The following is a 12,156-nucleotide window of genomic DNA, read 5'->3' as shown; positions in this document are numbered from 1 at the left end:
CGCCGGACGCTGTTGGACCTCGCCCGAGAAGCTGGCATGAGCACCGCGAACATGGCCCGCTGGGCCAAGACCCACGACGTTCCGCTGCGACCACGCGGAGGGTCCAGTCACAGCCAGGTACTTCGGGCAATCGACCAGGCCAGCCGAGCACCAAGCATCCTTCGGCCGGCACTCGGCGGCCAGGGGGCCAGCGAACGGTTGAGCCGATTCGCGGCTGCATCTCCCTACCCCAGCCTCGGTGCCGCAGCGAGCGGCCTCGGCCTCAACACGTTCACCCTCGTCGCACAGATCAACCGGGTCGAACGAGAACTCGGTGGACCACTCCTGGTCCGGGCGGAACGAGGTAGGCCCATGACGCTCACTCCCCTGGGGAAGAAGGTGCTCAAGGCCATTCGAAAGATGCAGGACAACACGATGCCCTGAGATGCGGCATGATCATTCCGGGTCGGCAATGCGTCGGAACACCCCGTCCAACTCGCCGGAGGCCACGAGCCCGGCAATCACGCGCATCATGCTGCCGATGCCGGGATTCCGCACGATCAGCCCGTCCGCGCAGAAGAAGCACTGCCCGGAGACCGCCTCTCCGCTCGCCTCCCAGCTCCGCATGAGCCGATCCACCTCGGCGAGAGTGAAGATCGTGGAACTCCAGCGCGACCCGTCGGCAAGATGAACCTCGGCATCGACGTTGCAGACCTCTTCGATCGCCTCGTCCGGTTCCACGAGGAAGAGCACCTGGAAGCCGGCGGCCCGAACCCGGTAGTAGGGAGCCTCCCAGTCGGCATCAGAAGCCCGACCCTCGGACGCCGGGCCCGCCTGTTGCGGCATCGACGCCGTCACTGAAGTTCCTCACCCGGCGGTATGAAGGCGTCGGCGCTGTCGGCGTCCTCCACATGCCCCTGAGCATCGACTGTGATGGCAGTCGCCCGGCCCTGCGAAGTGATCAACCAGGCCAGCACCTGCTCCGTGAGAGGTGATCCACCCGGCCCTTCATCCGTCCAGTGTGCCCGCCATCCCCCACCGGGTATCGCGGCGACCACCTGATCGGCCCGCTCCAAGTGGGAGAAGTCCACGTAGTCCGTGACCTGGCGCAGTGCCCCTCGTTGCGGGTCGACCACCAAGGCTGTCCCGGTTGCGGGATCCCATCCCTCCACGCGCACCATGCGACCGATCTCGGTCTCAGTGCCATTGAAGATGGCGGTCCATCCGGTCTGATTGAAGTATCGGAGTTGCATGGCGTCATGATCCCGGAGGTCCGGCGACCTGCTCGACCTCCGTGTCGTGGAAGCCGTGGTTATCAAGAAACCAGCAGGCCGGTGATACTGATGTCAAAGACCCGACGGAGTGTGGAAGCGGACCCAGACACTCCTGTAGGGCTCACGGAGCTTGTGGCCGACCAGCGGGCAGCCGGGCTAGCGTTGCTGCCACAGATCCGTCAGAAGCGCCCGCACATCTCCAGTCAGTGGAGCCGCGACTGGCTCCCCAAGCAGGGGAGGCCGCCGAGTAGGCGGGAGAGAGTGCGGTCAGTGGATTGCTGCCTTTCTATGCTGGTGCACACCTTCACTCGTTGGGGGATTCCGTTGCCAGCGGGATACCGCACCGCCAGCAGTCGTTCGCGTGGTCGTCCTGGCAGACGTAGCCGATGGCACCATCCACGCACCATTCGGCGGCCTCCTCGGAAAGCAGGTCGGGCCCGGCAAGGAGCAGCCGACGAAATTCTGTGGTATCCGCAATGTCGGCCGGCCGGTTGGTGAACCACTCGTTGAACCAAGGCTTGTCCTGGTATATGCCCCAGTGCGCATTCTCCCGGTCGTCGACAGCCGTAAGGAACCGATCGACGATGCGCCCCCAACTCGGTGCTCCAAACCAGCCGTTGTCGGACGCACAGAAGGATTCGATCAGGGTTCGCAGGCCGAACTCCTTCTCGTGAAGGCAGTACCTTCGCCCCCATGAGATCGCGACCTGCGCCATCTCCGCGAGTTCATCTCGCGGATCAACCTCGTGCGCCGGGTCGTCAGGGTTGTGGCAGGCCAGCCCGAGCTCGAGTACGGACTGCCCTGTCGGTAGAACCCGGGACGGGTTGACGATCGCGAGACCGAGACCGATCCAGTCGACACGGTCGAACGACAGCATCGAGCGCACGAGTCGGGTGGTTGCCGTGTTGATCCGCATCATCGTGCCGTCGTGCAGCGGACTCTTCCCGGCATGCCAGTTCTCGACGGGTGTGTTGCGCCACACGGCGAGCGTGATGCGGGTGGCAGCGAGCCACAGCAGGGCGTCGTCGTCGAGGTGCCCGAACCGCTTGGCACACTCCTGGGCGCCGTAGGTGATCAACTCTTCCGGTTTCGGCCACCTGTGGCTGTCGGGCCCTTCAGGCGCGTACTCATAGTCGTCGGCGTACACGTCAAGGATCGCACTCAACTCGGTTGCGCTGTAAGCCTCGCTGTACTCGGAGCCGTCCGGCCCCTCGACGGTGTACATGTCGTGGTCCCAGGAGACGTACACGTCGCCCCAGAGCACGACGTCATCGCACTCGCTGGCGTTGTCCGTCACAACCGGCCTGATGGTGATCGGGGCAGTACGCCCGTCGGTTCGCTCGCCGTCCTTCTCGGCGGCCCATGCGGTGATGACCCCGAGCGGCTTCGGAAGGAGAGGACCGACCTCGGTGACGCTGAACGGCTCGTCGTCGTCATCGGTGTCGAACCGGCTGTTGACGAACGCGACCGCCTCGGAGGGCGTGCTGACGATGGACTGGCTACCACTCTCGTTGTCAACTACACGCCACAACGTCCTGTTCTTCACGGTGCTCTCCGATCGCGGTGAGTGCACCCGGGGCGGGTGCGATGCGCCGGGCCGCTCGGCACTGACACCAACTTATGGGCTGATCAACCCATCCGTAGTCCCGAAGGTGCTCGTCGGCGATAACGTTCGGTACGTTCGCGTGCAACCTGCTTTTCGCGACCGCGGCGACACAGCACAGTCCAACAGCGGAGGAGGCGAAGATGGCGCTGAACAAGAAGGGTTCCCGGCGCATAACCGTTGACGGAATCGAGTACCGCTGGCGGATCCGCAGGAAGCCCTCCTACATGCAGGGACTCTGCTGGACACCGATGACCTACGCGGTCGAAGCGGCCGGCGGCAGCCGGCCGGGCACGACCTTGATCGTCACCAGCGGCCAGGCCCACCCCAGCAACTGGGTGGGCGTCGAGACGGAGCCCATTCGCCCAGCACACGTTGCTGCCGGCATTCGAGCGGCACGGGATCAGGGCTGGGATCCCACCCGGGTCGGTTCTCCTTTCCAGCTCGATCGATCCGCAGGATTCATCGCCCAGTCATGAGGCGAAGCGGAGCAGCGCGGTGCACCTGGCCCGTCATCATGGCCTGGTGACCACCTGGATGCGCTGCTACTGGGACGAGGAAGACACCTGGTTCTACTTCGAGGTCGACGCCGAAGGCTGGGTGATCCGGCAGGTCGAACTCGAAGGGCCTGAGCTGACCCCGATCGCAGCTGCCTCCCTCGCCGAGTGGCAGCGGGCCCGCGACGCAGGCCGCCTCGACGAGTACGACAGCAGGTTCGGGATCACCGCCGAGCTGCCCATCTCAGAATGGGAAGGCCATGACCCCGAACAACTCACCTTCGAGGAGTTCGAGGAAGTCTGGGGGGCTGCCCGTTTCCAGATTGCATCCCGGCCCGGCTGACTGCTCGGCCCCGCGGAGGCTTCTTGGCATCATCGGGGCATGGCCCCGACCCTTCCCCGCACCGTCCGAGCGGTCGACACCGCTCAGCTCCTGGACCTGGCCCAGGAGGCCGCCATGCATGGCTTCAGCCAGCGGCTCCCGGTCGACTGGCTCCGAGAGCACCTCGCCGCGGAGGCGACGCACTACCTGTTCCCGACGCTCGTGCAGCGGCTCACGCACCGCCCCGACACGCCGCTGCAGTGGAGGTGCCAGCAACTGCTGACGGTCAGCACCGGCGAACAGGTCTGGGGTCTCCTCGACGTCCTCCCCGACACCTTCGACAAGATCCCAGCGACCTTGGACACGGCATCCAAGAAGGACATCGTCAACCGCATCGAGCAAGCCGTGAAGGTGCGTGAGTGGATGGAACGGACGGCCGTCGATGCAGGTGATGAGGATCTGTGAAATCGGCCAGTGCTGCTCTTCGCCCCCCGCTTGATTGCTGGAGGCAACGATGGCCGGGGTCGCTCGTGCTTTGTCGGTGCTGGTGCTAGCCCTCGCCCGGAATCAGCGTCATGAAATCATCCAGCGATGACTGAACCCAGCAGCGACGACGGCCGCACGTTCCGGCGCGAGATCGAGCGGGTCGCCAACGAGATCGCCCAAGGGCTCCGCACGTTGAACGCTGGGGTGAGCTGGTTCTCCGACCTCGCCCCGACACGCCAGCAGATGGTTCTTCAGGAAGTCGCTGGCTATGCGATGCAGGCGCACATTACGGCTGCGGACGGCCGTGCGGGGGTGGCGCGGTCTGGTGTGAAGCCCACGGCTAATCCCTCGGTCATGATCTGCATGGACCCGCCCCGCTACGGGTTCACGGGCCTGCCCTCCGCCGAATACGTCAAGGCGTTCCGCGTCCTCGTTTCCGTGTTCGCCGTTGCTGACACTCGCCGCCGCGAGAGGTACTGCAAAGGCGCCTGCGGACATGCATGGCACAACCTGCCGGCGGCGACCGAGCATCCATAGCATCGGCCGTTCCAGCTCGGGCTGGGCTGGTTATCGAACGGCCCCTCCGAGTGACATCCGTCCGCAGGTCCACGCGCTGCGGGTGGGGAGAAGTGTGAGCAGGCCTGGGGAACCTCTGAGCACCGGGTGGGGAAAACAACGAGCCTCATCACAGGCTCATGAGGTCCGGGGCAGCCGGCTGGACAGTCTGAGGAAATGACACCGATCTGAGACAGCCGCCTGCCGACACGTCGTGAGCCGGGAGGGGAACCTCCAGGTCATAGCGTCGGCACATGACACCGAAAGTGAGAACCTACAGTCGCCTTGCAGGGTCTCAGGATTCGCGGCACAGTCTCAGCCGCGATGGCACCGCTTCGGCACTTGTGCCATCCATCTGAGATTCGCGGGTGTCCTGTCGCAGCCCAGCTGGCAGATTCTCACTCGGTCTCATCCGCGTTGTCGGATTCTCACCATTTCACGCGGCAAGTGAAGTGAACGAACGGCATCCGGGTGATCTTGACTGCTGGCAGCGCTTACCATCTGCTCTTGTCCGGTCCCGCGAGGCTACTGCTGATGGGCGGCTGGTCGCGCGAGAGTGAGTCCGCTCCAGCGCTCCAGTTCGTCCGCATGGCTGCCGACCGCCGTCGCCCGGGCAACCTCCACGGCTTCCTTCGGTGTCGGCTCACCACGGCGGGAGAGCAGCGCCAGCGGCCAGGCCGGAGTGCCCGACTGCTCACCGTCGAAGGGATGCCAGTCCCAGGCCGCATCGAACCGCCAGGCGCGCCCGTTCCGGTCGGCAACCTCATCACCCGGTTCGAGGAAGGCGTACGGACGGAAGAACAGCTCGATGCGTATCGGTTCACCGCCGGCCGGATCGATCGCGTAGCCCTGGTCCTCAAGGTCAGGATCATGGGTCTCACCCTGCCGCAGAACCTCGACGTAGGACGCGGGCCGCGGCAGCATGCCGGTGACCAGGGGCGGATCGAAGCGATGAACCGCCTGGACGTGCACCACGGTCGCGGGGATTCCCACCCGGCAGGTATCGCCCGGCTTCAGTGCGGTCTCCGCCGGTTCCGTTCGGAAGAGCTCCCACTCGCGAGCCGCTGGCGTCGGAAGCGCCCTCTGGCCGTTCCACCTGATGTTCTCGGCCTGCGGGTCCACCTCCAACCACGGCCACCGCACGGACGCGTAGTAACGGGTGACCTCGGTGACGGCGGTCTCAGTGAACGGGCACTCCAGCAACAGCACGTCACCGGGCCGGTAGTCGCGACTCATGGACGCATTCTGCATGCCCTCACTGACAAGCGACCGAACGAGTATCCGGCGTTCCGGGGAGGCGGCCCGGAGCGCGCCCTCTTCCACGGAAGCCGACTCGTCTGAGAACAGCGCCCGGCGTCATTCTCGAACCACCTGGCAACCTCACAGGTCAGCGACCCACCAGCTGCCAACTCGAATCGGACCGGACAGCAGGGCGAACGCCCTGCCCGTGGGGTGACTCCGCTCGAGGCCGGCACCGTCGCGGATGCCGCGCCGGCGCCGTGGTCCTCAGAGCGGATGCCAAGGACGCGAAGGCGGGTGACCTGGCCCCGTCCGCTCACTGCTCGCGGTCCTGTTTCTCAGGCTGGCGCGGGAGGTGCGCGGGGCGGTCCTGCCGCGCCGCTGTGCGAAGTGCCGCGATGACGGCCGCGGTCGTCGGGTTGGTCGTTTCGGTGTGGCGGGTCGCGGCGAACAGGAGGCGTTGGATCGGGTGGTCCTCGATGGGGGCTGTGCGGATTCCTGGCGTGGCCGGATCGATGGCCGTCTGGGGGACGAGCGCGGTGGCGAGGCCGGACCGGGCGAGGGCGAGCTGGGCGGCGATGTCGGCGGTGACGTAGCGGGTCGTGGGGGTGAAGCCGGCCTGTCGGCAGGCGTGCAGGACGGCCTGTCCGCAGTCCGTGGTCGCCGGCGGCAGGACGAGGTGGTGCGTGGCCAGGTCGCGCAGGCCGACGGGCCTTTCGCCGGATCCGTCGGTGGCGGTGACGACGAGTAGCGGGTCGTCGAGCAGTGGGGAGACCGCGATGCTCCGGGGCGTGGTCTCCGGCAGGTGGTGGTAGTGCTGCCCCAGCACCACGTCGACGGTGCCGAGTGTGAGTTCGCGCAGCTGTGCCTGGTCGGTGATGAGGCAGGTGACGGCGAGCTGCGGATGATCCGCGCGCAGCGCGCTGAGGGCGGGGGCCACGATCCTGGCGACGGTCGACGGCAGCGCGGCGAGCGTGGCGGTGGCGCCGACCGTGCCCTTGACCGCCGCGACGGCGCACTCGGCTTCCTCCATGGCGGCGAGGATCCGGTCGGCGTGTTCGAGGAGGACGCGGCCCGCCTCCGTGAGCGCGACGGTTCGTCCGTCGGGGCGCAGGAGATCGACCCCGACGTCGTGTCTCAGTGCGGTGAGCTGCTGGGACACGGCACCGGCGGACAGCTCGAGGGACTGGGCGGCCGCGGTGATGGAGCCGCGGGCAGCGACGGTCCTGAGCATGTGCAGACGACGGATATCGAGCATGACTCGATAGATTAGCTAAAGGGTTTCCTCAGAAAACATCCCCTTGACCTGCGGTGTCGAGGTGGGCGACCTTCTGCGCATGGAGATCTTCGACTGCATCGCCGCCGTGGCCAGGCGGGTCCACGACTTCGGCGACGAGTTCATGTCCGACGAGGCGACCGCCACCATCGGCCTGCACGCCGGATTCGCTCCCGGGCGTGGCTTCTACTGCCGCGGCCGGTTCGGGGTGCTCGGCGAGGCACCGGCCGCTGTGGTCCAGGCGGTGCAGGGATTCCTCGGCCCCGATCTCGTAGCCACCGGTTGGCGTGTCGGCAGGCCCGTGATGCCGGCGGAAGGGGCCGTCGCCTGCTACGCAGAGGCTGTGCGGACGTGGGGGCGCGCCCACATCCCTGCCGATGCCGATGTGGAGCACTTCAACTGCCTGGCCCAGCGGCTGATCGATGCCGCCGACGCCGACGCGCTGCCGCTGTTCGCAGGCTGGCGCGCGCAGCCCGTGCCCAGCGACGACCCGGTCGGGGCAGCGATGCAGCGCATCCACGTCCTGCGGGAACACCGCGGTGCCTGCCATCTGGCGGCGGTACGCCTGTGTGGGCTGAGCGCCCGGGAGGCGATGGTCGTCCACCTCGGCGTCGAGAAGGCGGCCCACTACGGCTGGCGCGAGCCGGGCCCGGCCGCTGCGGCCCTGATCCCCCAGTGGCAGCGCGCCGAGCGGCTCACGGACGAGCTGCAGGCGCCGCTCTATGCCACGCTGACCGTCCGGCAACGTGTCGAGTTCGCCCAGCTGGTCGACGCGTTGACCAGCACCCCGACCTCATGACGGTACGTCATGGAAACCGGCAGGCATACGAAAGGACGGTTCATCGCGGCCATGCTTCTCACTCATGAGGGCCGTTCGCCCTCCGTCCACCCCACGGCCTACGTCGCTCCGAACGCCACGCTGTGCGGGGACGTCCGCGTGGGGGCCGGGTGCCGGGTGCTGTTCGGTGCGGTGCTCACCGCCGAGGGCGGGCCGGTGGAGCTGGGCGAAGGCTGCATCGTGATGGAGAACGCGGTTCTGCGCGGCACCCGACGGGATCCGCTGGTCCTGGGGCGACAGGTCCTGGTGGGCCCCACCTCCTACCTGACCGGCTGCCGGGTCGAGGACGAGGTCTTCCTGGCCACCGGCAGCCGCGTTTTCAACGGAGCACGGATCGGGACCCGCTCCGAGGTACGGATCAACGGCGTCGTGCACCTGCGCACGGTCCTGCCCGCCGACTCGACGGTGCCGATCGGCTGGGTCGCCGTCGGCGACCCGGCGCGCATCCTCCCGCCGGAGGACCACAATGGGATCTGGGAAGTGCAGAAGGAGCTCGACTTCCCCGGCTACGTCTTCGGCCTGGACCGGCCCGGCGAAGGCCAGAGCCTGATGCCGGCCATCTCCGAACGCTTCGGCCGCAGCCTCGGTCGCCACAGGGATGATCATGAGATCTGAGCCCGCTTGGAGCGTGTGGGTCCAGGGTTGGGGGCCACTCGGTGAGCGGACACCACGAGGAAGTGCCACGTTCGTGAGACCGAGCGGCTGTGCCATCGACCCGGGACAGCGGAAGAGTGCTGGTCGGCGAGCGCGACCTGTGCCACGAGCGGCGAGAACCGGCACCCCTCGGGCGGTCGTCCCCGGGACGGGCGTCAGCGCCTCGTCTCGTACCTGGTGAGGACCACACCGCCGGGAAGCGTCCGCGTCTCCACCAGGTTCAGGTTTACCCAGTTGTCCAGCGCGGTGAAGAACGGTGTGCCGCCGCCCACCAGGACCGGCGCGGTGGCCAGCACGTACTGGTCGATCAGCCCGGCCCGCATGGCCGCGCCGGCGAGCGTCGCGCCGCCGATGTCCATCGGGCCGCCGTCCTCGGCCTTGAGCCGGGTGATCTCGGCGACCGCGTCGCCGGTGACCAGGCGGGTGTTCCAGTCGACCGTGTCGATCGTCGAGGAGAACACCACCTTCGGCATGTCCCGCCACCGGCGCGCGAACGCGATCTCCGCCGGGGTGGCGCCGGGCTGCTGGTCGCCGGTCGGCCAGTGGGAGCTCATCGTCCGCCACAGCTTGCGCCCGTACAGCGTCAGGTCGGTCGCCTGCAACTGGTCGGACCAGAACTGGAACAGCTCGTCGCTCGGCACGCCCCAGCCGATGTCGTCGCCGGGCGCGGCGATGTAGCCGTCCAGGCTCAGGTTCATGCCGTAGATCAGTTTCCGCATGGCGCAGCCTTTCGTGAGTCGGTCTCACGCGTACGGACCGGCACGGCGGGGGAAACTCATCGGCGCGCGAGCCGGGACCGCCGGCAGTCCTCGTGCTCGGCGGCGAGACCCCGCCGTCGCACGCGCCGGCGGTCTGGGCCGAAGACCGGCCGGGGGAGCGGCATTTCGGGGTCGTGGAGCTCGCATCACCGTGTGGCGTAAAGCGTTCGACGTGCCGGGGCGGCCGCAGGTAGACCTGCCCTATGACCTCATCGCCGGAAGAACTCCTCCCCAGTACGCGCAGGGCGCTGCTGCATCGCATCGCCGTCGCCCAGTCGGAGGGGCGGACCCCGTCCTTTGTGGCCGCGGTGCTCAGGGACGGGGAGATCGTATGGACGGGATCCCGCAGCTGTGTCGAGGGGCACGCTCCTGAACCCGGTACGCAGTACCGCATCGGGTCGATCACCAAGACCTTCACCGCCGTCCTGGTGATGCGCCTGCGCGACGAGGGCCTGCTCGATCTGGGCGATCCGCTGGAGAAGCATCTGCCCGGCACCGGGGTCGGCGAGGTGACCGTCGCCCAACTGCTGGGCCACAGCGCCGGCTTGAGCGCCGAGTCCCCCGCTCCTTGGTGGGAGCGGACACCGGGGACCCTGCGCCCCGAACTCGCCGATGTGCTCGGCCAGGGGGCGCGTATGCACCCGCCGGGGCGCCGGCACCACTACTCCAACCCGGGCTACACCGTGCTGGGCTCGCTGGTGGAGGCCGTGCGGGGAGTGTCGTGGGAGGAGGCACTGCAACGGGAGATCCTCGATCCGCTGGGGCTGACCCGTACGGGCGTCCGGCCGAGTGCGCCGCATGCCGGAGGCTGGGCCGTCCACCCCTGGGCGGATGTGATGCTGCCCGAACCTTCCGAGGATCTGGGGCTGATGGCTCCCGCGGGCCAGCTGTGGTCGACCGTCGAGGATCTCTGCCGCTTCGGCTGGTTCCTCGCCGAGGGGGACGACCGGGTGCTCGGTGCCGCTTCCGTGCGGGAGATGCGGACGCCCTCCGTTCCCGCCGAGACGGGGGACTGGATCAGCACCTACGGCCTGGGCGTGCAGATCGTCCGGAGCGAGGGGCGGACGCTGATCGGTCACGGCGGTTCGCTGCCCGGCTTCCTCGCGGGGCTCTGGGTGAGTGTGGAGGACGGCGTTGCCGCGGTGGCGCTCACCAATGCCACCTCCGGGCCGGCCCCCGGCACCACGGCGGCCGATCTGGTGCGCATCGTCGGCGATGCCGAGCCCAGGATCCCTCAGCCGTGGCGGCCGCTTCCCGCGGTGGACCCGGAACTGCTGGAGCTGACGGGCCCCTGGTACTGGGGGACCTACGCCTACGGGCTGCGTCTCGCCGCGGACGGCGGGGTGGAGCTGGAGATGCTCCGGGGCGGGGGCCGGAAGTCGCGCTTCGTCGCGGTGGGCGAGGGCCGGTGGACCGGCATGGACGGCTACTACGCGGGGGAGACCCTGTCGGTGGTGCGGCGGGCCGACGGGTCGGTGAGCCATCTCGACCTGGGGTCCTTCGTCTTCACCCGTGAGCCGTACGGGCCCTCGGAGGCCGTGCCGGGCGGGGTGGACGAGGCGGGATGGCGCGGACTCTGAGGCGTTGTTCCACGTGAAACAGGGCCGGCTCTCCCGCCGGCCCTGTTGCGTGTGCCGATGTCTCCGGTCCCGCCCCGGGCGTCAGAGGGGGAGCTTGAAGCCCACATGGGACGGAGTGAAGCCGAGCCGCTCGTAGAAACGGTGTGCGTCGGACCGCTGCACGTCGGAAGTCAGCTGGACCAGGCTGCAGCCCAAGCGCCGGGACTCCTCGATGGCCCACTGGATCAGCTGCGTACCCAGTCCGCTGCCGCGCTCGTCCTGGTGCACCCGGACGGCCTCGATGACCGAACGGGTGGCTCCGCGCCGCGACAGCCCGGGAATCACGGTCAGTTGCAGTGTGCCGACGACCCGGCCGTCCCGAACGGCGACCGTCTGGTGCTGATGGGGTTCGCGGGCCAGCCGCTCGAACGCTGCCCGGTACGGGGCAAGGTCGCCGGGGGACTCCCGCTGTGCGCCGAGAGGGTCGTCGGCAAGCATGGCCACGATCGCCGGGAGGTCATCGGGGCCGGCGGCGCGTATCAGCAGATCACTCATGATCCGCAGACTACGCGGGGACCCTCAGCTCCTCGACGGCCCTGACGAGCGGGGCGAGTTCCGGGTTCTTCGCCGCCTCGTCGAGGGCCTCGCGCAGGGCGGTGTCGTTGGTCGGGCGGGCCTCGGCCAGCAGCGCCAGGCCGCTCTCGGTGACGTCCGTGTAGATGCCCCGGCGGTCGGTGTCGCAGAGATACCGGGAGAGGAGGCCGCGGTCCTCCAGGCGGGAGACCAGCCGGGTGGTGGCGCTCTGACTGAGCACGACCGCGTCGGCGACCTGCTTCATCTGGAGGTGTCCGCCGGGACCGCTGTGCTGGCGGCTCAGGACGTCGAGGAGGGAGTACTCCCGCATGCTCAGTCCGTGCCCCGCCTCCAGGGCCCGTTCGATGTGGGACTCGATCCTGCCGTGCAGCAGGGAGAGGGCGCACCACCCCTGGGCGAGGGCGGTGAGTGCGGGATCGGTCGCAGTCATGTGTCTCTCCTCGGTGCCGGGCGGCTCGCCACCAGTCCTTGCCAGGATAGACGACGGCCGCAATAGCCCGCGCTTGCAATTAGTCGGCGTCT

General features: G+C 68.3%; 16 protein-coding genes. 8 read left to right on the top strand and 8 right to left on the bottom strand.

Annotation, left to right across the window (positions count from 1 at the left end):
• The first annotated feature begins 36 nt into the window (after nucleotides 1–36).
• Nucleotides 37–423 carry a LysR family transcriptional regulator gene (locus EAO77_RS07265; RefSeq protein ID WP_315986083.1) on the top strand — a complete coding sequence of 129 codons (387 nt, stop codon included), beginning with the start codon at nucleotides 37–39 and terminating at the stop codon, nucleotides 421–423.
• Between the two features lie 12 nt (nucleotides 424–435).
• Here the strand turns inward: EAO77_RS07265 and EAO77_RS07260 are convergent, their stop codons facing one another.
• The 3 genes from EAO77_RS07260 to EAO77_RS07250 form a co-directional block, all read right to left on the bottom strand.
• A complete protein-coding gene (locus EAO77_RS07260; protein WP_315986082.1) occupies nucleotides 436–837 on the bottom strand; it encodes a hypothetical protein in 402 nt (133 codons plus the stop codon).
• The gene (locus tag EAO77_RS07255) at nucleotides 834–1,232 is read right to left on the bottom strand and encodes a hypothetical protein (protein WP_055592324.1); all 399 of its coding nucleotides are present in this window, start codon (nucleotides 1,230–1,232) and stop codon (nucleotides 834–836) included. The genes EAO77_RS07260 and EAO77_RS07255 overlap by 4 nt, the downstream gene beginning before the upstream one ends.
• A gap of 325 nt (nucleotides 1,233–1,557) precedes the next feature.
• Nucleotides 1,558–2,799 (bottom strand): hypothetical protein, encoded by a 1,242-nt coding sequence (locus EAO77_RS07250; protein WP_147987228.1) that lies wholly within the window; start codon nucleotides 2,797–2,799, stop codon nucleotides 1,558–1,560.
• 200 nt (nucleotides 2,800–2,999) lie between these two features.
• Here EAO77_RS07250 and EAO77_RS07245 point away from each other — a divergent pair, with 200 nt between their 5' ends.
• The 4 genes from EAO77_RS07245 (at nucleotide 3,000) to EAO77_RS07230 (ending at nucleotide 4,698) form a co-directional block, all read left to right on the top strand.
• The gene (locus EAO77_RS07245; RefSeq protein ID WP_079047037.1) at nucleotides 3,000–3,335 is read left to right on the top strand and encodes a hypothetical protein; all 336 of its coding nucleotides are present in this window, start codon (nucleotides 3,000–3,002) and stop codon (nucleotides 3,333–3,335) included.
• Between the two features lie 58 nt (nucleotides 3,336–3,393).
• Entirely contained in the window at nucleotides 3,394–3,696 is a 303-nt protein-coding gene (locus tag EAO77_RS07240; protein WP_147989007.1) for a hypothetical protein, read from the top strand.
• Between the two features lie 39 nt (nucleotides 3,697–3,735).
• Complete coding sequence (locus EAO77_RS07235) at nucleotides 3,736–4,140, top strand: hypothetical protein (RefSeq protein WP_147987227.1); 405 nt, start codon at nucleotides 3,736–3,738, stop codon at nucleotides 4,138–4,140.
• A 126-nt stretch (nucleotides 4,141–4,266) separates the two neighbouring features.
• Nucleotides 4,267–4,698 carry a DUF5958 family protein gene (locus EAO77_RS07230; RefSeq protein WP_147987226.1) on the top strand — a complete coding sequence of 144 codons (432 nt, stop codon included), beginning with the start codon at nucleotides 4,267–4,269 and terminating at the stop codon, nucleotides 4,696–4,698.
• Between the two features lie 543 nt (nucleotides 4,699–5,241).
• On the opposite strand, the gene EAO77_RS07225 is transcribed toward EAO77_RS07230, so the two are convergent.
• Both EAO77_RS07225 and EAO77_RS07220 read right to left on the bottom strand, forming a co-directional pair.
• Nucleotides 5,242–5,952 carry a hypothetical protein gene (locus tag EAO77_RS07225; RefSeq protein WP_147987225.1) on the bottom strand — a complete coding sequence of 237 codons (711 nt, stop codon included), beginning with the start codon at nucleotides 5,950–5,952 and terminating at the stop codon, nucleotides 5,242–5,244.
• Nucleotides 5,953–6,271: 319 nt separating this feature from the next.
• Nucleotides 6,272–7,213: a LysR family transcriptional regulator gene (locus EAO77_RS07220; protein WP_147987224.1), complete on the bottom strand. Its 942-nt coding sequence runs from the start codon at nucleotides 7,211–7,213 to the stop codon at nucleotides 6,272–6,274.
• A 79-nt stretch (nucleotides 7,214–7,292) separates the two neighbouring features.
• On the opposite strand from EAO77_RS07220, the gene EAO77_RS07215 reads away from it, so the two are divergent.
• Together EAO77_RS07215 and EAO77_RS07210 are read left to right on the top strand one after the other, a co-directional pair.
• Nucleotides 7,293–8,030: an SCO6745 family protein gene (locus tag EAO77_RS07215; protein ID WP_147987223.1), complete on the top strand. Its 738-nt coding sequence runs from the start codon at nucleotides 7,293–7,295 to the stop codon at nucleotides 8,028–8,030.
• 51 nt (nucleotides 8,031–8,081) lie between these two features.
• Complete coding sequence (locus EAO77_RS07210; protein ID WP_147987222.1) at nucleotides 8,082–8,684, top strand: gamma carbonic anhydrase family protein; 603 nt, start codon at nucleotides 8,082–8,084, stop codon at nucleotides 8,682–8,684.
• 194 nt (nucleotides 8,685–8,878) lie between these two features.
• Here the strand turns inward: EAO77_RS07210 and EAO77_RS07205 are convergent, their stop codons facing one another.
• A complete protein-coding gene (locus EAO77_RS07205; RefSeq protein WP_147987221.1) occupies nucleotides 8,879–9,442 on the bottom strand; it encodes a dihydrofolate reductase family protein in 564 nt (187 codons plus the stop codon).
• Nucleotides 9,443–9,684: 242 nt separating this feature from the next.
• Between EAO77_RS07205 and EAO77_RS07200 the strand changes: the two genes are divergently transcribed.
• The gene (locus tag EAO77_RS07200; RefSeq protein ID WP_147987220.1) at nucleotides 9,685–11,061 is read left to right on the top strand and encodes a serine hydrolase domain-containing protein; all 1,377 of its coding nucleotides are present in this window, start codon (nucleotides 9,685–9,687) and stop codon (nucleotides 11,059–11,061) included.
• A gap of 81 nt (nucleotides 11,062–11,142) precedes the next feature.
• Here EAO77_RS07200 and EAO77_RS07195 read toward each other — a convergent pair whose 3' ends face one another.
• Together EAO77_RS07195 and EAO77_RS07190 are read right to left on the bottom strand one after the other, a co-directional pair.
• Nucleotides 11,143–11,595: a GNAT family N-acetyltransferase gene (locus EAO77_RS07195; RefSeq protein ID WP_147987219.1), complete on the bottom strand. Its 453-nt coding sequence runs from the start codon at nucleotides 11,593–11,595 to the stop codon at nucleotides 11,143–11,145.
• A gap of 10 nt (nucleotides 11,596–11,605) precedes the next feature.
• Nucleotides 11,606–12,064: a MarR family winged helix-turn-helix transcriptional regulator gene (locus tag EAO77_RS07190; protein WP_147987218.1), complete on the bottom strand. Its 459-nt coding sequence runs from the start codon at nucleotides 12,062–12,064 to the stop codon at nucleotides 11,606–11,608.
• Nucleotides 12,065–12,156 lie beyond the last annotated feature (92 nt).

The organism is Streptomyces sp. T39 (assembly GCF_008042045.1).
In the GTDB taxonomy this organism is placed as follows: Bacteria; Actinomycetota; Actinomycetes; order Streptomycetales; family Streptomycetaceae; genus Streptomyces.
Note: the sequence above shows the minus strand (reverse complement) of the source record. Positions and strands in the feature narration are given on the sequence as shown.